Below are 17,505 nucleotides of genomic sequence, written 5' to 3'. Positions count from 1 at the left end.
AAGGGAGGGGGGAGCGTGTCGGTGGGGTCGGCCATGATGTCCCCATGACCACGCCGCGAAAGTGCCTGCTGCTCGACACCGCCTCCCTCTACTACCGCGCCTACTTCGGGGTCCCGGAGTCGGTGAAGGCCCCTGACGGCACACCGGTCAACGCGGTGCGCGGGCTGCTGGACTTCATCGCCCGGCTGGTGCGCGACCACCGCCCCGACGACCTGGTGGCGTGCATGGACAACGACTGGCGGCCCGCGTGGCGGGTGGAGCTGGTCCCCTCCTACAAGGCCCACCGGGTCGCCGAGACCGTCGCCGGGGGCCCGGACGCGGCGGGGGCGCCGGCGGCGGGGCAGGAGGAGACGCCCGGCACCCTGGCCCCGCAGATCCCGGTGATCGAGCGGGTGCTGGACGCGGTCGGCATCGCCCGCGTCGGCGCGGACGGCTACGAGGCCGACGACGTCATCGGCACCCTCGTGCGGCGCGCCTCCGGGCCCGTGGACGTCGTCACCGGCGACCGCGACCTGTTCCAGCTCGTCGACGACGCGCGCGGGGTGCGGGTGCTCTACCCGGTCAAGGGCATGGGGGACCCGACGGTCGTCGACGAGGCGGTCCTGCGCGAGAAGTACGGCGTGGCGGGCGGGGCGGCCTACGCGGACCTGGCGCTGCTGCGCGGCGACCCCAGCGACGGCCTGCCGGGCGTCCCCGGCGTCGGCGAGAAGACCGCGGCCCGGCTGCTGGAGGCCCACGGGGACCTCGACGGCATCCTCGCCGCGGTCGACGACCCGTCCTCGGGCCTCACCCCCGCCCAGCGGAGGAGACTGGACGCGGCACGGGAGTACCTCGCCGTGGCGCCGAAGGTCGTGCGGGTCGCCGGGGACGTGCCGCTGCCGGACTTCGACGCGGCGCTCCCGGCCGAGCCCCTGCACCCGCGGGAGCTGGAGGAACTGAGCCAAACGTGGGGTCTGGGCGGTTCCCTGCGGCGGCTGCTGGACGCCCTGGCGGGCTGAGAGGACGGGGCGGACCGCGGAACCATCGGGTAGGTTGGGTTAGGTATGCCTAACCCAACCTACGAGGGAGTCCCGTGGCAGAGCGTCCGGCCCGTCGCACACCGCGCCTGAACCGGGCCCGGGTGGTCCGCAAGCAGTACCTGACCCCGCGGATGATCCGCGTGGTGCTCGGCGGTGGGAGCCTCGCCGGTTTCCCGGCGGGCGAGTACACCGACCACTACGTCAAGCTGCTGTTCCCGGCCGAGGGCGCGCGGTACCCCGAGCCGTTCGACCTCGCCGCCGTCCGCGCGAGCCTCCCGCGCGACCAGTGGCCCGTCACCCGCACCTACACCGTGCGCGCCTGGGACCCCGAGGCGTGCGAACTGGCCCTGGACTTCGCGCTCCACGGCGACGAGGGCCTGGCCGGACCCTGGGCGGTGCGCGTCGAGCCGGGCGAGGAGGTCCTCTTCCTCGGGCCCGGCGGCGGCTACCGCCCCTCCCCGGAGGCCGGGCGGCACCTGCTCGTGGGCGACGAGAGCGCGCTGCCCGCCATCGCCGCCTCGCTGGAGGCGATCCCCGGCGGGGCTCCGGTGCACGCGTTCGTCGAGGTCGCGGGGCCGGAGGAGGAGCAGGAGCTGTCGCTGCCCCCGAACGCGGAGCTGCGCTGGCTGCACCGCGGCACGGCGCGGATCGGCGACCGGCTGGTCGAGGCGGTGCGCGCCCTGGACCTCCCGCCCGGCGAGGTGCAGGCGTTCGTCCACGGCGAGGCGGGCTGGGTGAGGGAGCTCCGCCGCCACCTCCGCGTGGAGCTGGGGGTGCCGCGCGAGCGGCTGTCCGTCTCCGGTTACTGGCGTCTGGGCCACGACGAGGACGGCTGGCAGGCGTCGAAGCGGGAGTGGAACGCGCAGGTGGAGGCCGAGCAGGAGGGAACGCCGGCCGCGTCCGGCGGCCCGGCGGGACGCTGACCCGGACACGGCGCGCCCCCGGCGGCCACGGCGGAGCCGCGCCGGACGCCCCGCCCCCGGCCGGCGCGCATCCGCCGTGGTCGCACCCGGAGAAGGCCCCGGCCCGGCGCGCGGTCGGTACCGCGCGCCGGGCCGGGGCCTTTCTCGGGCGAGGGGCGGCGTCAGCCGACGGAGCTGTACGCCACCACGCCCCGCAGCAGCTTGTCCACGGCCCGGCGGGCGTTGCGCGCGACCGTGCCGCCCTCCGGGGCGGCCTGGGCGATCTGGCCGAGGACGTCGACGAGCTGCTTGCACCAGCGCACGAAGTCGCCGGCGGGCATGTCGGTCTCCCTCAGCACCGCGTCCAGGCCGTCGCCCTCCGCCCAGCGGTAGGCGGCCCAGGCGAAGCCCAGGTCGGGCTCGCGCTGGCCGACGCCCTCCGCCTGGTTGATCCGGTGCTCCTCCTCCAGGGCGTCCAGCCGGCCCCAGATGCGGACCATCTCGCCGAGGGCGTGCTTGGCGTTCCCCCCGGGGAGGGTCGGCGGCAGCGCGTCGTCGGCGCTGCGGGACTCGTAGACCAGCGCCGAGGCGCAGGCTGCCAGCTCGGTCGGGGACAGGCCCTCCCAGACGCCCTCCCGCAGGCACTCGCTCGCCAGCAGGTCCAGCTCGCCGTAGAGCCGGGCCAGCCGCCTGCCGTCCTCGGTCACCTCGTCGCCGCGCAGGTAGCCGAGGTCGGACAGCACGGCGCAGACCCGGTCGAAGGTGCGGGCGATGGTGTTCGTCCGCCCCTCGATGCGGCGCTCCAGCTGGCGGGTGTCGCGCTGGAGGCGGTAGTAGCGCTCCGCCCAGCGGGCGTGGTCCTCCCGCTGGTCGCAGCCGTGGCAGGGGTGGGCGCGGATGGCCTTGCGCAGCCGGGCGAGTTCGGTGTCATCGGCCGCCTCCGAACGCTGCCTGCGGCGGCCGCGCGCCGGCTCGTGGTGCCCGGCCTTGGTCCGCAGCGCGGAGGCCAGGTCGCGGCGGGACTGCGGGCTGCGCGGGTTGAAGGACTTGGGGATCCTCATCCGCTCCAGCGGCTCGACGGGCACCGGGAAGTCCACGGAGGCCAGCCGCTTGACCTGCCGCTCGGCGGTCAGCACCAGCGGACGGGGGCCGTCGTTGTGCTCCCAGCCGCGGTGGCCCCCCGTACTGCGCCCGGCCGGGACGCCCGGGTCGAGCACCAGCGCCAGCCCGGCGAACTTGCCGGTGGGCACGTGGATCACGTCGCCTGGCCGGAGCTTCTCCAGGGAGTCGGCCGCCGCGGCCCGCCGCTGCGCGGCTCCCCGGCGGGCCAGCTCCGTCTCACGGTCCTTCAGCTCGCGCCGCAGCCGCGCGTACTCCTCGAAGTCGCCGAGGTGGCAGGTCATGGCCTCCCGGTAGCCCTCCAGGCCCTCCTCGTTGCGCTGCACCCTGCGGGAGATCCCGACGACCGCGCGGTCGGCCTGGAACTGGGCGAAGGACGTCTCCAGCAGCTCGCGCGAGCGGTGCCGCCCGTACTGCGAGACCAGGTTGACGGCCATGTTGTACGACGGCCGGAAGGAGGAGCGCAGCGGGTAGGTGCGGGTGCCGGCGAGCCCGGCCAGGGCGCCCGGGTCCATGCCGCGCTGCCACAGCACCACCGCGTGCCCCTCGATGTCGATCCCGCGCCGTCCGGCCCGCCCGGTGAGCTGGGTGTACTCGCCCGGGGTGATGTCGACGTGCTGCTCGCCGTTCCACTTGACCAGCTTCTCCAGCACCACCGACCGGGCGGGCATGTTGATGCCCAGCGCCAGCGTCTCGGTGGCGAAGACGGCCTTGACCAGACCGCGGACGAACAGCTCCTCGACGACCTCCTTGAAGGTGGGCAGCATGCCCGCGTGGTGCGCGGCGATGCCCCTCTCCAGGCCCTCCAGCCACTCGAAGTAGCCCAGGACGTGGAGGTCCTCGTCGGGGATGGAGGCGGTGCGCTCCTCGACGATCTCGCGCACCCGGGCCCGCTGCTCCGCGGTGTTCAGGCGCAGCCCCGCGTACAGGCACTGCTGGACGGCCGCCTCGCAGCCGGCGCGGCTGAAGATGAAGGTGATCGCGGGCAGCAGCCCCTCGGAGTCCAGCTTCTCGATCACCTCCGGGCGGCTCGGCGTCCAGATCCGGCTGCGCTGGCGCCGCTCCCGCTCGCGGTCGGCCTCGCGCACCAGCCGCCCCCGGCGCCGGTCGCGGAAGGCGGGCAGCCGGCTGTTCTCCAGCTGGGCCATCCGCACCAGGTCCGGGTTGACCTCGCGCCGACCGCCCTTCTCCTCGAACAGGTCGTACATCCGCCGCCCGGCCAGGACGTGCTGCCACAGGGGGACGGGCCGGTGCTCGGAGACGATCACCTCGGTGTCGCCGCGGACGGTGTCCAGCCAGTCGCCGAACTCCTCGGCGTTGGAGACCGTCGCGGAGAGCGACACCAGGGTGACCGAGTCCGGGAGGTGGATGATGACCTCCTCCCAGACGGCGCCGCGGAAGCGGTCGGAGAGGTAGTGGACCTCGTCCATCACCACGTATCCCAGGCCGCCGAGGGCCTGGGATCCGGCGTAGAGCATGTTCCGCAGCACCTCGGTGGTCATCACGACCACCGGCGCGTCGGAGTTGATGCTGTTGTCGCCCGTCAGCAGGCCGACCCGCTTCGCGCCGTAGCGTTTGACCAGGTCGTTGTACTTCTGGTTGGACAGCGCCTTGATGGGCGTGGTGTAGAAGCACTTGCGGCCCTGCGTCAGGGCCAGGTGGACGGCGAACTCGCCCACGATCGTCTTGCCGGAGCCGGTGGGCGCGGCGACCAGTACGCCCTTCCCGGCCTCCAGGGCCTTGCACGCCTCGATCTGGAACGGGTCCAGCCCGAAGTCGTACATCTCGCGGAAGGGAGCCAGAGCGGTGGCCTGCTCGGCGGCGCGTTTCCGGGCGGCGGCGTAACGCTCGGCGGGGGACATGTCCTCGGTCATCGTACTTACGAGCCTACCGGCCGCCGCTGACATCACACCCGATCTTCACGGCCCGGCGGGCACGGGCCCGGTCAGCACCCGCACCGCCCGGGGGACCGCCTCGGCCGTCAGGGGCAGGGGGCCCAGCGGCTCGCCGTCGGCGTAGCCGGTCACCCCCGGGGCCTCCAGGGTGACCCTGGCCACCCGGTGCACGGCCACCGCGGGGTGGCCGAGGTGCGTGCCGGAGTAGACGCGCGGGAAGACCCGCAGCAGCGTGGTGCGGCTGCACTCCCCCACCACGGTGACGTCCAGCAGCCCGTCGTCCAGCCGGGCGCCGGAGCAGATCCGCATACCGCCGCCGTAGGAGGGCCCGTTGCCGACCGCCACCAGCGTGGCCTCCACCTCGCGCGCCGGCCCGTCCCCGAGGGCGATGCGGTACGGGACGGGGCGCAGGGAGGCCAGCTCGGCCAGCATCGCCAGGTCGTAGCGGAGCCGGCCGGCGGGCCACCGCATGCGGTTGCCCCGGTCGTTGACCCGGGAGTCGAAGCCCGAGGCCAGCACGCTGCCGAACCAGCGCCCGCCGACGCGGCCGAGGTCGACGGTCCGCCCGTGCCCCGCCCTGAGGGCCTCGGCGATCACCCGGCCCGCGGCGGCCGGGGCGCGGAGCGGCAGGCCGAGGGTGCGGGCGATGTCGTTGCCGGTGCCGACCGCGACGACGCCCAGCGGGGTGCCCGTCCCCGCCACCGCCTGGAGGGCGAGGGAGACCATGCCGTCCCCGCCGACGGCGACCAGTGCGCCGGTGCCGCCGCGGACGGCCTCGCGGGCCCGCTCCAGCGCGTCGCCGGCGGTGGCGCCGACGACCGTCCGCACGGCGAAGCCCGCCTCCCGCAGGACGCGGGCGGCGGGCCGGGCGGCGCGCGCACCCCTGCCGCGGCCCGCGGCGGGGTTGACGAACAGGGTGATCTCACCGGTCACGCGCGGACGATACCGCTCAGGTGGCGTCGTCGTAACCGTTCCGCCTGGCCGGACCGTCCTCCGGGGTGCTCTCGGGCAGGGCGGCGGTTTCGACGGGCTCGGCCGTGCCGACCGTCTCCGGGGTGTGGTCGAGCGGGGACGCCTCGTCGTCGCTCAGGCCGGCGTAGGGGTCCTTGCGCTTGCGCCGGCGGTCGTTGAGGAGGCAGATCCCGACGGCGATGAAGTACAGCAGCACGATCGGCAGGGCCAGGGCGCCCATGGTCAGCGGCTCGCCGCTGGGGGTGGCGACGGCGGCGAAGACGGCGATGGACACCACCATGCCCCGCCACCAGCCGAGCAGCTTGCGACCGGTGACGACACCGCCGAAGTTCAGCAGCACCAGCACCAGGGGCAGCTCGAAGGCCAGGCCGAAGACGACCACCATCCGCGTGATGATGTCGAGGAAGTCGTCCAGCGGAACGAGGTTGCCGGTGCCCTCGGGGGTGAACTCGATCAGGGTCGAGGCCATCGTCGGCAGGACCAGGTACGCCAGGTAGGCGCCGCTGAGGAAGAGCGGCACACCGGCCGCGACGAAGCCGCGGGCGTACTTCTTCTCGTGGCTGTGCAGGCCGGGCGCGAGGAAGGCCCACAGCTGGTAGAGCCAGACCGGGCAGGCGAGCACCACACCGGTGGCGAGCCCCACCTTGAGCATGACCGTGAAGGGGGCGATCAGACCGTTGAGGGTGATCTCGGCGCAGGCCTCGCCCTCCTCGGCCGCCCTGCCGAAGCCCGCGGTGCAGCCGACGGAGTCGCGGAGGGGCTCGGTGAGGAAATCGGCGATCTGCTTGTAGTAGACCAGCCCGACGACGGTGACGGCCAGGATGGCCAGCACCGACTTCATCAGGCGGTTGCGCAGCTCCCGCAGGTGCTCCGCGAGCGGCATGCGCCCTTCCGGATCCTTCTGCGGTTTCCCCTGTGTGCGGGCGGACTTGAGCAACCCACGTCCTCGGTCGGTGTCAGTGGTCTGGGAGTGTGCGAGCGGCGCCGGCGGCGGCTCGGTCAGTTCTTGCCGGCCTGCTGGTTGGGCTCGGTCACCGGGCGCGAGCTGGTCACGTCACCGGGCGCGGCCTGGATGGTCTTGGGCGCGGGCTGCTGGGCCGAGGTGTCCTGCCGGGCCGCCGCCTCGTCCTCGCTCTCCTTCTTCATGGCCTTGGCCTCGCTCTTGAGGATGCGGGCCGACTTGCCGAGCGAACGAGCCATGTCGGGGAGCTTCTTGGCGCCGAACAGCAGCAGGATGACGAGGAGGATCAGAACGATCTCCATGGGCCTCAGGTTGCCAAGCATGTGCCACTACCTTCTCGCCGGGGCGGCGGTGTCCGTGCCTGCCCTACTGATGCGGACGGGCTCCTCTGCGTGTGCGCTGGCAGCGATCGTAACCCTGGGGGGTGAACAGGGGGCAATGCCTCTGCGTCATCCCGGTGCCGGGCACGGTCGCCGACCGCGCGCCTTTTGAAGAGTACAGTCCCCGCGCCGGGGTATGGAGGGCTCGCCCGTCGCGGTGTCCTCCCGGAGCACGGCCCGGGACACCGCGGAGGTCAGCGGTCGGTCCGCCCCGCCCGTGCCGCCAGCGGGGTCGCGGCCCGCTCCAGGTCCTCGGCGGCGCGGGCCAGGCGCTCGCAGCCGTCGCCGACCGCGCGGGCCAGGCGCCGCACCTCCAGCCCGACCCGTACGGCCAGCACGCCGAGCACGGCGATTCCGCAGAAGGCGAGTGCGAGGAAGAACATCGGCCAGGCCATGGGGCGAGCGTAGTGGACGTCCCGGTTCCGCGACGCCCCGGTACCGCCCCGGCGCCGGTCAGTCCGCGTCGTACGCGGCCAGGGCCGCCCGCGCCGCGTCGCGGGCGCTGTCGGCCAGTTCCTCGGGCGCGACGATCCGGCCGTCGCGGCCCAGCCGGAGGGCGAGGCGCTTCAGGGAGGCCGGGTCGGGGGTGCGCAGGGTGATGCGCAGTCCGCCCTCGGGAAGCTCCTCGGCGCTGTCGTGCGGGTAGTACTCGGCGACCCAGCGTCCGCCCGGCCCCACCTCGACCACCACCTCGGGGTCCGAGACGGAGGGCTGGACCAGCCCCTCGGACAGGTCGCGCAGCTCGATGGGCGGCGGGTCGGAGGGCTCGTCGAGCAGCTTGATCTCCGCCACCCGGTCCAGCCGGAAGGTGCGGCGCGCCTCGCTCAGCCGGCACCACGCCTCGACGTAGGTGTGGCCCACGGCGAACAGCCGGATCGGGTCGATCTCCCGCTCGGTGAGCTCGTCGCGCGCCGGCGAGTAGTAGCGGATCCACAGCCGCCGCCGCTCGGCGATGGCCCGGTCCACGTCGGCGAAGACCCCGCCCTCGGACTCGAAGGTGACCGACAGCCGGGAGCTGGCCCCGGCGCTCTCGCCCGCCGCCGCCTCGATCTTGGCGGTGGCGCGCTGGAGGGCGTCGCGGTCGCTCTCGCGCAGCCCCGGCAGGGTGGCCACGGCCCGGGCCGCGACCAGCAGGGCGGTGGCCTCGTCCGCCGCGAGCCGCAGCGGCTCGCCGGTGCCGGAGCCGACCGCGTCGGCGTTGTGCCACCAGATGCGCTCGCCGTCGGTGTCGATGTCCAGCAGGTCCCCGCCGCGGAAGCTGGTGCCGCACATCGGCAGGACGTGGAGGTCGGAGATCAGCTCGTCGGTGGTGATGCCGAAGGCCCGGGCGACGTCCTCCACGCGGGCGCCGGGGCGTTCGCGCAGATAGGTCACCAGGGACAGCATCCGGCGGGTCTGGTCGATGGCGTTGGTTGCCATGTCGGTGGTCCCTTCTCAGCCCTTGGCCACGGCGCGCAGCCGGTCCACCACGTCGGCCCGCAGCTCGGCGGGCTCCAGCACCACCACGTCCGGCCCGAACTCCACGAGCCAGGCGTCCAGCCCGTGGCCGTAGGGGATCTCCAGTTCGTCCCAGCCGTCCCCGGCGTCCCGCACCTCGGTGGCCCTGGCCCGCAGCGGGTAGCCGGCGCCCTGCCGCAGCCGGATGCGGGCGGTGGCGGTGGCGATCTCCCCCGCCCAGCGCTCCACGGTCTCGCGCACGGTGACGTGGTCGGGAACCTCGGCGGTGTAGGCCCCGGCGCGGGACCGGACCGGGCCGGTGATGCGGGACAGCCGGAAGACGCGCTCGGCGCCCCGGTCGCGGTCGAAGCCCGCCAGGTACCAGTGGCCGCGCCAGCACTCCAGGGTCCACGGCTCGACGTGCCGGGCCTCGGGGCGGGCGGCGTTGGACTTGCGGTAGGCGAAGGTGACCGGGCGCCGGTCGCGGCAGGCGAGCATCAGCGGCTCGAAGGCGGGCTCGCGGGCGGGGATGCGGGGCTCCAGGGCGCTGTGGCCGCCGTAGGGGTCGCCGCCGCCCTCGGTGTCGGCCAGCGGCATCCCGGCGGCGCGCAGCTTCTGCAGGGCGCCGCTGGCGGCGCCGGCGAGGCGGGCCTGCTGCCAGACCTTGGCGGCCAGGGTCAGGGCGGCGGCCTCCTCGGCGTCCAGGGTGATGGGCGGGAGGCGGTTGCTGTCGCGGCGGGCCTGGTAGGCGATCTCGCCGTCGAGGTTCTCCACGGTCTCGATGACCATGCCGAGCTCGCGCAGGTCGTCCTTGTCGCGCTCGAACATCCGGTTGAAGGCGTCCTCGCTCCCGGCCCGGCCCGGTCCCCCGCCGACCTCCATGTACGCCTCGATCGACGCCCGCAGCTCGCGCTTGGTCAGCGGACGCCGGGCCCCCAGCAGGCACAGCGCCAGGTTCATCAGCCGCTCGGCCTTGGCAATGGCCATCGACGCCCTCTCTCGTGCTCGTCCCGACCGTCGACCGTACCGCTCCGGGGACGCCCGGTACAAAGCCGGGGCCCGTGCCGTGCGGCACGGGCCCCGGTCGCGGTGTCCGGTGCTTCGGAGTCCGCGCCTTCACCGGCTCCCGCACGGAGCCGGAGGGGTCAGACGGAGACCAGGTCGCAGACGAAGATGAGCGTCTCGCCGGGCTTGATCCGGCCGCCGGCGCCCCGGTCGCCGTAGGCCAGGTGCGGCGGGATGGTCAGCTGGCGGCGACCGCCGACCTTCATGCCCTGGACGCCCTGGTCCCAGCCGGGGATGACCTGGCCGACACCGAGCTGGAAGCGCAGCGGGGTGCCGCGGTTCCAGCTCGCGTCGAACTCCTCGCCGGTGGAGAAGGCGACACCCACGTAGTGGACGGAGACGGTGTCCCCGGCCTTGGCGACCGGTCCGTCGCCCTCCCAGATGTCCTTGATCTCCAGGTCCGCCGGGGGCTCGCCGCCCGGGAAGTCGATCTCGGGCTTGTCGATGCTCACGAAGTTGCTCCTACGCAGTTCTTTCGGTCAACCGTGCCAGTCTCGCAGACCCGGCGCCGTGGTGATCGCCGAAGCCGTCAGACCTTGCCGACGATGTCGACCACGAACACCAGGGTGTTCCGGGCCAGCTCGGACTGCGGGTTGCTGCCGTAGGCCAGCTCCGGCGGGATGACCAGGAGCACGCGGTCGCCGACCTTCTTGCCGACCAGCGCCTGGTCCCAGCCCTTGACGACCGAGCCCGTGCCGATCTGGAAGGCGGTGGCGCCCCCGTGGTCCCAGGAGGAGTCGAACTTCTCGCCGTCCTCCCACTTGACCCCGGTGTACTGCGCGATCAGGCCGTCGCCGGCCTTCACCTCGGGCCCGTCGCCCTCGATCAGCACCTGCTGCCTGAGCTTCTTCGGGGCCTTCTCGCCCTTGGGGACGGTGATGGCGGCGGCCTTCTGCTTCCTGGCCTCCACCTCGGGCATGCCCTCCTCGACGGGGGCCTGCTCACCGCTGACCTCGGCCTTGGCGTCGGTCTTGGCGGCGGCGACGGCGTCGACCACCCAGACCATGCTGTCCGACTCGTTGATCCCGAGCTGCGGGTTGATCTCGCCGCCCATGATCGACTTGGCGGTGCCCTCGATCAGGACACGGCCGCCGGCCCGCTCGCCGATCAGGGCGTCCATGACCGGGGCGGGGAGCCCCTGCTGCTCCCCGTCGAGCCGGACGATCTCCTGGCGCTGCGCGCCGCCCTCGGGAGCGCCCTGCGGCTGCTGCTTCCAGGTGTTGATCAGCTCCTGGCCGTTGTTGGTCATGAGGACGTTCATGCGGACGAAGTCGCCCTTGGCCATCTTGTCGCCCTTGCCCTCGGCGACGACCTTCGTGGCGGCCTCCTCGGGAGCCTCCGCGTCCTCCGGGACGGTGATCTTCGGCTCCTCCCCGACCTTGCCGGTGACCTTCGTGGCGGTCCCCGAGGGACCTTCCTCGTCGCCGGAGCCGCACGCCGCGGTGAAGAGCAGGGCGGGGACGACCAGGGCCGCGGCGACGCGACGGCCGACCGTCCTGAGGGAGCGGGTGTGGGGGGGACGTGCCCCGGGATTCTGCTGCATCAGTCCAACTCGTGGTAGGGGGTGTCCGGGCGTTCCGGGCGCGTGTCGGCCACTCTACGGGCCGCCCGGCTCACCTCCCACAACTCGCGGAAGAACCGGTTTCGTTCCCGGTTCGCCTCCCGCTCACATTCCGGCGATGAGTTTCTCCACCCTCTCGTCCACCGAACGGAACGGGTCCTTGCACAGCACCGTGCGCTGGGCCTGGTCGTTCAGCTTCAGGTGCACCCAGTCCACGGTGAAGTCGCGGCGCTGCTCCTGGGCCCGGCGGATGAAGTCGCCGCGCAGCCGGGCGCGGGTGGTCTGCGGCGGCACCGACTTGCCCTCGAAGATCCTGACGTCGTTGCAGACCCTGGCCGCCTGCCCCTTGCGCTCCAGCAGGTAGTACAGCCCGCGGCGGCGGTGGATGTCGTGGTACGCGAGGTCTATCTGGGCGACCCTCGGGTGCGACATGGTGATGTTGTTCTTGGCCCGGTACCGCTCGATGAGCTGGTATTTCATCACCCAGTCGATCTCGGTGTTGACCTTGTCGAGCTCCTGGGTGCGGACCGCCTCCAGGGTGCGCCCCCACAGCTCCAGGACCCGGTCGACCACGCCCGTGCGGATGCCGCGGCGCTCGCAGAAGTCGGCGGCCTTCTCGTAGTACTCCTGCTGGACCTCCAGCGCCGAGGCCTCGCGCCCGTTGGCCAGCCGGACCTTGCGCTGCCCGGTGATGTCGTGGCTGACCTCGCGGATCGCCCGGATCGGGTTCTCCAGGGTCAGGTCGCGCATGACCGTGCCCGCCTCGATCATGCGCAGCACCAGGTCGGTGGCGCCGACCTTGAGCAGCATGGTCGTCTCGGACATGTTGGAGTCGCCGACGATGACGTGCAGGCGCCGGTAGCGCTCGGCGTCGGCGTGCGGCTCGTCGCGGGTGTTGATGATCGGCCGGGAGCGGGTGGTGGCGGAGCTGACGCCTTCCCAGATGTGCTCGGCCCGCTGGCTGACGCAGTAGACCGCGCCGCGCGGGGTCTGGAGCACCTTGCCCGCGCCGCAGATGAGCTGCCGGGTGACGAGGAACGGGATGAGGACGTCCGCCAGGCGCGAGAACTCCCCGTGCCGGGCCACCAGGTAGTTCTCGTGGCACCCGTAGGAGTTCCCCGCCGAGTCGGTGTTGTTCTTGAAGAGGTAGACGTCGCCCGCGATGCCCTCCTCGTGCAGGCGGCGCTCGGCGTCGACGAGGAGGCCTTCGAGGATGCGCTCGCCGGCCTTGTCGTGGGTGACCAGTTCGACCACGTTGTCGCACTCCGGGGTGGCGTACTCCGGGTGCGAGCCCACGTCGAGGTAGAGGCGTGCGCCGTTGCGGAGGAAGACGTTGCTGCTGCGGCCCCATGACACGACACGGCGGAAGAGGTACCGCGCCACCTCGTCAGGAGACAGGCGCCGCTGCCCCCGGAACGTACACGTGACGCCGTACTCGTTCTCCAGTCCGAAGATTCGGCGGTCCATCAGACTCCTAACGAGGGAACTACCGGTTTTGGCCGGTGGAGAAGTTCATTCCCTGGTTCGTGCTGGTTTACGTCAGTCCCGCAGGGGATCGTTCGGCGGGACCGCGACCCCCGGGTCGGAAGCCTCCTTCCTCGGACGGGGAGCGGAGTCACGATGGAACCTTACGCCTGCCGCCCGGCCGTGAAACCGGCTTCGGCGTCTCCGGCCCGGTCGCTTTTCACCCGGGTGAGGGCTCCCGGCCCGGAGACCGGGGGCGCCAGGACCCGGCGGGTGGCCAGCAGGACGAGCAGCGCGGCGAAGCCACCCGCGCCGGCGACGGAGAAGCCCGCCGCCGGGCCGCCCCGCTCGATGACCGGGCCCACCACGGCCGTGCCCGCCGCCGCGCCGACGCCGAAGGCCGTCACCAGCCAGGAGAACGCCTCGGTGACCGTGCCGGCCGGGGCGTGCCGGTCCACGACGACGAAGGCGCAGGCGATCGAGGGGGCCAGGAACACCCCGGAGACACCGGCCAGGAAGGTCATCGCCGCCGGCCCCGGGACCAGCACCAGCGGCAGGTAGCCCACCGCCAGGGCCGCCACCAGCACGCGCAGCCTCGTCTCCGGCTCCCCCGGCCACTCCCGTCCCCCGTAGACCAGGCCGCCGACCAGGGCGCCCGCCCCCAGCGCCGAGAGCAGCCAGGTGGAGATCAGGCTGTCGCCGTGGGCGTCGGCGTAGGCGACCGCGGCCACGGAGATCGTCCCCAGGGCGAGGCCGACGAAGAAGAAACCGCCGAGCAGGGCCAGCAGGCCGCCGGAGCGCAGGGCGCCCAGCCAGTGGGCCTCGCGCGGGGCGGAGCGCCACCGGCGGGAGGGCGGCGAGACCACCACGGACAGGGCACCCAGGACCCCCAGGGCGTTGACCACCAGCAGGGCGGCGGCCTCGTTCCAGACGGCCACCAGCACGGTCACGGCCAGCGGCCCGAGGGTGAACATCACCTCCTGGGCGACCGCGTCGAGCGCGTAGGCGGCGTGCACCCGGTCGGGCCGCTTCAGGACGCTGGGCCACAGGGCGCGCAGACCTCCCTCCAGGGGCGGGGTGAACACCCCGGCGACGAGCGTCGCGGCGCAGGCGACGGGCAGGGAGGCGATCCCGGCGAGGGCGAGGACGGCCATGCCCGTCCCGGAGAGCAGCGCGGCGGGCAGCATCACCCTCGGCTGGCCCCACAGGTCCACCGCGCGGCCCAGCAGCGGCTGGCCGACGGCGTTGGACAGGCCGTAGACGGCCGACAGGACGCCCGCCAGCGTGTAGCCGCCGCCCTCCGCCCGGACGAACAGCACGATGGCCAGGGCGGCCGTGGCGTTCGGCAGTCGTCCGACCAGGGTGCCCACGAGGAGCCGTACCGCGTGTCTGGCCCGCAGCAGTTCGGCGTAGCCCGTCGCCATGTGTCGGCCCCTCTTCCGCCGGTTCTCCCCGGCACTCGTGGAGTGTTACGTATAACGTGCTCCGTCATACGTACCATGAGGCAGCCCCGCGGTCCATGCCTGACCGCCCGCCCCGTCCCCTTCCCCGAGGAGTCCGCCCGTGACCAGCGACCGTTCCCGGCCGACGAGCCGGGACGTGGCCCGCGCGGCCGGGGTCTCGCAGGCGGCCGTCTCCCTGGTGCTGCGCGGCAAGTGGCGCGGCAGGGTGTCGCCGGGGAAGGCGGAGGCGGTGCGCGCGGCGGCGCGCGAGCTGGGCTACCGGCCCAACCAGGCCGCGCGCAGCCTGCGTCTGGGCCGGACCCGCACCGCCCTGCTGGTCGTTCCGGCACTCACCAACGAGTTCTTCGCCCGCCTCCACGCGGGCACCGCCCGGGTCGCCGCCGAGCACGGCTTCGGCGTGGTGCTCTACCCGTCCCCGGAAGGGGTCGGGCCCGCGCGGGACCCCTTCGACTCCGCGAGCGCCGCGCTGGACGGCGTGATCGCCTCCTCGATGGCCTCCGAGGCGCTGGCCGCCCTGCACGCCGGCGGCGACCTGCCGCTGGTCATGCTCGACAGCGAACCGGAGCGGACCCGGGCGGCGGCCACCGTCAACCTCGACATCGCCGACGGCATGCGGCAGGTGGCGGCCCACCTGCTCGGCCTGGGGCACCGGCGGCTGGCCCACATCTTTGCGGACGTGGACTCCTGGACCTTCCGGGTGCGGGCGAAGGCCCTCGCCGCGGCGGTGCGCGCGGCCGGGTGCGAACCGCCCCTCGCGCGGCCGGCCGCGCTGACCGTGGCCGGCGGGATGCGCGCCGCCCGGGACCTGCTGGCGGCCGACCCCCGCCCGACCGCGCTGGTGTGCGACGACGACCTGCTCGCCGCGGGCGCCTGCAAGGCGGCGCGGCGGCTGGGACTGCGGGTGCCGGAGGACGTCTCCGTCACCGGCTTCGACGACCTCTCCCTCGCCACCGCGCTCGAACCGGAGCTCACGACCGTGCGGCTGCCCGCGGAGGAGGCGGGCGCGGCCGGCATGCGGGCCCTGCTGGCCGCCCTGGGCGCCACCGGGGTGCCCGGTGGCGCCCAGGGCGGCCCGGCGGAGGTCACCACCCTTCCGGTGGCACTGACCGTGCGGGGCTCCACCGCCCCGCCTCCGGACACGCCCGCGCGCCCCGGCGGGCGCTGAGGCCGCCGGGGCGCGCGGGCGTCGGAGCGGAGGTCACTCGCCGGAGGCGTCGTCCCCCGGGGTGCCCGGAGAGCCGGAGGACCCGCCCCCGGCTCCCTCGGCCGCGGCGCCGCCGGCGGGCGCGCCGCCCTCCTCCAGCAGCCGGGAGAGCTGGCCGCCCAGGATGCGCCTGAACTTGCGCTGCCGGGGCCGGGTGCGGTCCAGGACGGCGACCTCCAGCTGGTCGGCGGTGAGGGTCCGCTCACCGCCGTTGGTGTCCCGGCTCAGGGACTCCACCGCCAGCCTCAGCGCCTCGCCCAGGGTCATCCCGTCCCGGTGGCGCTGGCCGAGGTAGCTGCTGATCTGGTCGGCGTTGCCGCCCACCGCCACCGAGCCGTGCTCGTCGACGATCGAGCCGTCGTGCGGGAGCCGGTAGATCTGGTCGTCCTCGGGGCCCTCCCCGACCTCGGCGACGATCAGCTCCACCTCGTACGGCTTCTCCGCCACGCTGGAGAAGATGGTGCCCAGGGTCTGGGCGTACACGTTGGCCAGGCCCCGCGCGGTGACGTCGGTCCGGGCGTAGGTGTAGCCCCGCAGGTCGGCGTAGCGGACGCCGCCGATGCGGAGGTTCTCGAACTCGTTGTACTTGCCCACCGCCGCGAAGGCGATCCGGTCGTAGATCTCGCTGACCTTGTGCAGTGCGCGAGAGGGGTTCTCGGCGACGAACACGATGCCGTCGGTGTACTGCAAAACGACCACGCTGCGACCGCGCGCGATGCCCTTGCGGGCGTACTCGGCGCGGTCCGCCATCGCCTGCTGGGGTGAGACATAGAACGGCGTCGACACCGGCTATCCGTCCCTTTCTTGTGTTAGAGCACCGGGGCCTGGGGCCCGTTGGGCGACTGGAGCCGGCCGTCGTGCACCGAACGGGCGATCTCGGCGACCTCGTCCTCGGCGAGCTTCCTGAAGCCGTCCTCGGTGATCACCGTGACCACGGGGTAGATGCGGCGGACGAGGTCGGGACCGCCGGTCGCGGAGTCGTCCTCCGCCGCGTCGTACAGCGCCTGGACGACCACCGTGGTCGCCTCCCGCTCGGTGAGGTCGTCCCGGTGGAGCTTCTTCAGGGAGCCGCGCGCGAAGACCGAACCGGAGCCGACGGCCGCGAAGCCCAGCTCCTCCGAGCGGCCGCCGGTGACGTCGTAGGAGAAGATGCGTCCCTTCTCCCGGTCGATGTCGTACCCGGCGAACAGCGGGATCACCGCCAGGCCCTGCATCGCCATGCCGAGGTTGCCGCGGATCATCGTGGACAGACGGTTGGCCTTGCCCTCCAGCGAGAGGGTGGTGCCCTCCACCTTCTCGAAGTGCTCCAGTTCGAGCTGGAAGAGCTTGACCATCTCCACGGCGATCCCGGCGGTTCCGGCGATGCCGACCGCGCTGTACTCGTCGGCCGGGAAGACCTTCTCGATGTCGCGCTGCGCGATCATGTTGCCCATCGTCGCCCGCCGGTCGCCGGCCAGCACCACGCCGCCGGGGAAGGCGACCGCGACGATCGTCGTGCCGTGCGGCGCCTCGACGGCGCCCTTCACGGGGGGCAGCGGACGGTTGCCGGGGAGCTGCTCGGGCGCATGCTCGGACAGGAAGTCCAGGAACGAGGACGAGCCCGGCGTCAGGAAGGCAGCCGGCAGACGCCCTGAGCTACGAGTGTTGGCTTCCACACGTTTCCTTCCACGAGATCATGAAAGCAGATCATGGAACACTGCACGGACCTTACCCCCGGCGGCCGATGTCATCCGTCCCGCACCCCCGCGGTCGCGGGGGCGCGGGACGGGGAGACATCCTTACTCGCCGCCCTTCTGGACGAAGGACCGCACGAAGTCCTCGGCGTTCTCCTCGAGGACGTCGTCGATCTCGTCCAGGACGGAGTCCACTTCGTCCGACAGCGCCTCGTGGCGCTCCTTGAGGTCCTCCGAGACCTGCGCGTCCTGCGCCTGCTCGTCGACCTCCTCGGTGGAGCGCGTCGCCTTCTGCTGACCGCCGCCGGTGTCCTTGGTCGCCATATACCTCACCCCGCTCGGTTGGACGGTACAAGATCGGACCCTACAGGCCGGGTCCGACATCGGCCC

At 73.3% G+C, this 17,505-nt stretch carries 17 protein-coding genes; 3 read left to right on the top strand and 14 right to left on the bottom strand.

The window, feature by feature from the left end; translation table 11 throughout:
* Positions 1 to 65 precede the first annotated feature (65 nt).
* A complete protein-coding gene (locus tag ABD358_RS09680; protein WP_344630576.1) occupies positions 66 to 998 on the top strand; it encodes a 5'-3' exonuclease in 933 nt (310 codons plus the stop codon).
* A 74-nt stretch (positions 999 to 1,072) separates the two neighbouring features.
* Positions 1,073 to 1,942 (top strand): siderophore-interacting protein, encoded by an 870-nt coding sequence (locus ABD358_RS09675; RefSeq protein WP_344630483.1) that lies wholly within the window; start codon positions 1,073 to 1,075, stop codon positions 1,940 to 1,942.
* 161 nt (positions 1,943 to 2,103) lie between these two features.
* On the opposite strand, the gene ABD358_RS09670 is transcribed toward ABD358_RS09675, so the two are convergent.
* From ABD358_RS09670 to ABD358_RS09620, 11 genes are all read right to left on the bottom strand, one after another.
* Positions 2,104 to 4,914, bottom strand: coding sequence for a DEAD/DEAH box helicase (locus ABD358_RS09670; protein WP_344630482.1), 2,811 nt, complete (start codon positions 4,912 to 4,914; stop codon positions 2,104 to 2,106).
* 45 nt (positions 4,915 to 4,959) lie between these two features.
* Positions 4,960 to 5,868: a diacylglycerol kinase gene (locus tag ABD358_RS09665; RefSeq protein WP_344630481.1), complete on the bottom strand. Its 909-nt coding sequence runs from the start codon at positions 5,866 to 5,868 to the stop codon at positions 4,960 to 4,962.
* Between the two features lie 16 nt (positions 5,869 to 5,884).
* The gene (gene tatC, locus ABD358_RS09660; RefSeq protein WP_344630480.1) at positions 5,885 to 6,790 is read right to left on the bottom strand and encodes a twin-arginine translocase subunit TatC; all 906 of its coding nucleotides are present in this window, start codon (positions 6,788 to 6,790) and stop codon (positions 5,885 to 5,887) included.
* A 116-nt stretch (positions 6,791 to 6,906) separates the two neighbouring features.
* Entirely contained in the window at positions 6,907 to 7,191 is a 285-nt protein-coding gene (gene tatA / locus ABD358_RS09655; RefSeq protein ID WP_344630479.1) for a Sec-independent protein translocase subunit TatA, read from the bottom strand.
* A 251-nt stretch (positions 7,192 to 7,442) separates the two neighbouring features.
* Complete coding sequence (locus ABD358_RS09650; protein WP_344630478.1) at positions 7,443 to 7,643, bottom strand: hypothetical protein; 201 nt, start codon at positions 7,641 to 7,643, stop codon at positions 7,443 to 7,445.
* Positions 7,644 to 7,701: 58 nt separating this feature from the next.
* Entirely contained in the window at positions 7,702 to 8,667 is a 966-nt protein-coding gene (locus ABD358_RS09645) for a helix-turn-helix transcriptional regulator (protein ID WP_344630477.1), read from the bottom strand.
* 15 nt (positions 8,668 to 8,682) lie between these two features.
* On the bottom strand, positions 8,683 to 9,672 hold the full coding sequence (locus ABD358_RS09640) for a helix-turn-helix transcriptional regulator (protein ID WP_344630476.1): 990 nt from the start codon (positions 9,670 to 9,672) through the stop codon (positions 8,683 to 8,685).
* 158 nt (positions 9,673 to 9,830) lie between these two features.
* Positions 9,831 to 10,202: an FKBP-type peptidyl-prolyl cis-trans isomerase gene (locus ABD358_RS09635; RefSeq protein ID WP_344630475.1), complete on the bottom strand. Its 372-nt coding sequence runs from the start codon at positions 10,200 to 10,202 to the stop codon at positions 9,831 to 9,833.
* A gap of 77 nt (positions 10,203 to 10,279) precedes the next feature.
* Positions 10,280 to 11,293 carry an FKBP-type peptidyl-prolyl cis-trans isomerase gene (locus ABD358_RS09630; protein ID WP_344630474.1) on the bottom strand — a complete coding sequence of 338 codons (1,014 nt, stop codon included), beginning with the start codon at positions 11,291 to 11,293 and terminating at the stop codon, positions 10,280 to 10,282.
* Between the two features lie 123 nt (positions 11,294 to 11,416).
* A complete protein-coding gene (gene pafA, locus ABD358_RS09625; RefSeq protein ID WP_344630473.1) occupies positions 11,417 to 12,778 on the bottom strand; it encodes a Pup--protein ligase in 1,362 nt (453 codons plus the stop codon).
* Between the two features lie 161 nt (positions 12,779 to 12,939).
* Positions 12,940 to 14,199, bottom strand: a complete 1,260-nt coding sequence (locus ABD358_RS09620; RefSeq protein ID WP_344630472.1) for an MFS transporter — start codon at positions 14,197 to 14,199, stop codon at positions 12,940 to 12,942.
* Between the two features lie 139 nt (positions 14,200 to 14,338).
* On the opposite strand from ABD358_RS09620, the gene ABD358_RS09615 reads away from it, so the two are divergent.
* Complete coding sequence (locus ABD358_RS09615) at positions 14,339 to 15,403, top strand: LacI family DNA-binding transcriptional regulator (RefSeq protein WP_344630471.1); 1,065 nt, start codon at positions 14,339 to 14,341, stop codon at positions 15,401 to 15,403.
* A 33-nt stretch (positions 15,404 to 15,436) separates the two neighbouring features.
* Here ABD358_RS09615 and prcA read toward each other — a convergent pair whose 3' ends face one another.
* The 3 genes from prcA to ABD358_RS09600 all read right to left on the bottom strand — a co-directional run bounded on the left by prcA (position 15,437) and on the right by ABD358_RS09600 (position 17,439).
* Positions 15,437 to 16,228 (bottom strand): proteasome subunit alpha, encoded by a 792-nt coding sequence (prcA, locus tag ABD358_RS09610; RefSeq protein ID WP_344630470.1) that lies wholly within the window; start codon positions 16,226 to 16,228, stop codon positions 15,437 to 15,439.
* A gap of 23 nt (positions 16,229 to 16,251) precedes the next feature.
* Positions 16,252 to 17,097, bottom strand: coding sequence for a proteasome subunit beta (gene prcB, locus ABD358_RS09605; RefSeq protein WP_344630469.1), 846 nt, complete (start codon positions 17,095 to 17,097; stop codon positions 16,252 to 16,254).
* A gap of 123 nt (positions 17,098 to 17,220) precedes the next feature.
* Positions 17,221 to 17,439, bottom strand: coding sequence for a ubiquitin-like protein Pup (locus ABD358_RS09600; RefSeq protein WP_344630468.1), 219 nt, complete (start codon positions 17,437 to 17,439; stop codon positions 17,221 to 17,223).
* Positions 17,440 to 17,505: the final 66 nt, after the last annotated feature.

It is taken from the genome of Streptomyces glaucosporus (assembly GCF_039533345.1).
GTDB classification, from domain to species: Bacteria; Actinomycetota; Actinomycetes; order Streptomycetales; family Streptomycetaceae; genus Streptomyces; species Streptomyces glaucosporus.
The sequence above is the reverse complement of the archived record's forward strand: the minus strand, read 5'-3'. Positions and strand labels throughout refer to the sequence as shown.

Coding starts and splice junctions, on each gene's coding strand:
- ABD358_RS09630 (WP_344630474.1), bottom strand. CDS start 11,293: ATGCAGCAGAATCCCGGGGCACGTCCCCCCCACACCCGCTCCCTCAGG.
- ABD358_RS09620 (WP_344630472.1), bottom strand. CDS start 14,199: ATGGCGACGGGCTACGCCGAACTGCTGCGGGCCAGACACGCGGTACGG.
- ABD358_RS09670 (WP_344630482.1), bottom strand. CDS start 4,914: ATGACCGAGGACATGTCCCCCGCCGAGCGTTACGCCGCCGCCCGGAAA.
- pafA (WP_344630473.1), bottom strand. CDS start 12,778: ATGGACCGCCGAATCTTCGGACTGGAGAACGAGTACGGCGTCACGTGT.
- ABD358_RS09645 (WP_344630477.1), bottom strand. CDS start 8,667: ATGGCAACCAACGCCATCGACCAGACCCGCCGGATGCTGTCCCTGGTG.
- ABD358_RS09640 (WP_344630476.1), bottom strand. CDS start 9,672: ATGGCCATTGCCAAGGCCGAGCGGCTGATGAACCTGGCGCTGTGCCTG.
- tatC (WP_344630480.1), bottom strand. CDS start 6,790: ATGCCGCTCGCGGAGCACCTGCGGGAGCTGCGCAACCGCCTGATGAAG.
- ABD358_RS09650 (WP_344630478.1), bottom strand. CDS start 7,643: ATGGCCTGGCCGATGTTCTTCCTCGCACTCGCCTTCTGCGGAATCGCC.
- ABD358_RS09600 (WP_344630468.1), bottom strand. CDS start 17,439: ATGGCGACCAAGGACACCGGCGGCGGTCAGCAGAAGGCGACGCGCTCC.
- tatA (WP_344630479.1), bottom strand. CDS start 7,191: ATGCTTGGCAACCTGAGGCCCATGGAGATCGTTCTGATCCTCCTCGTC.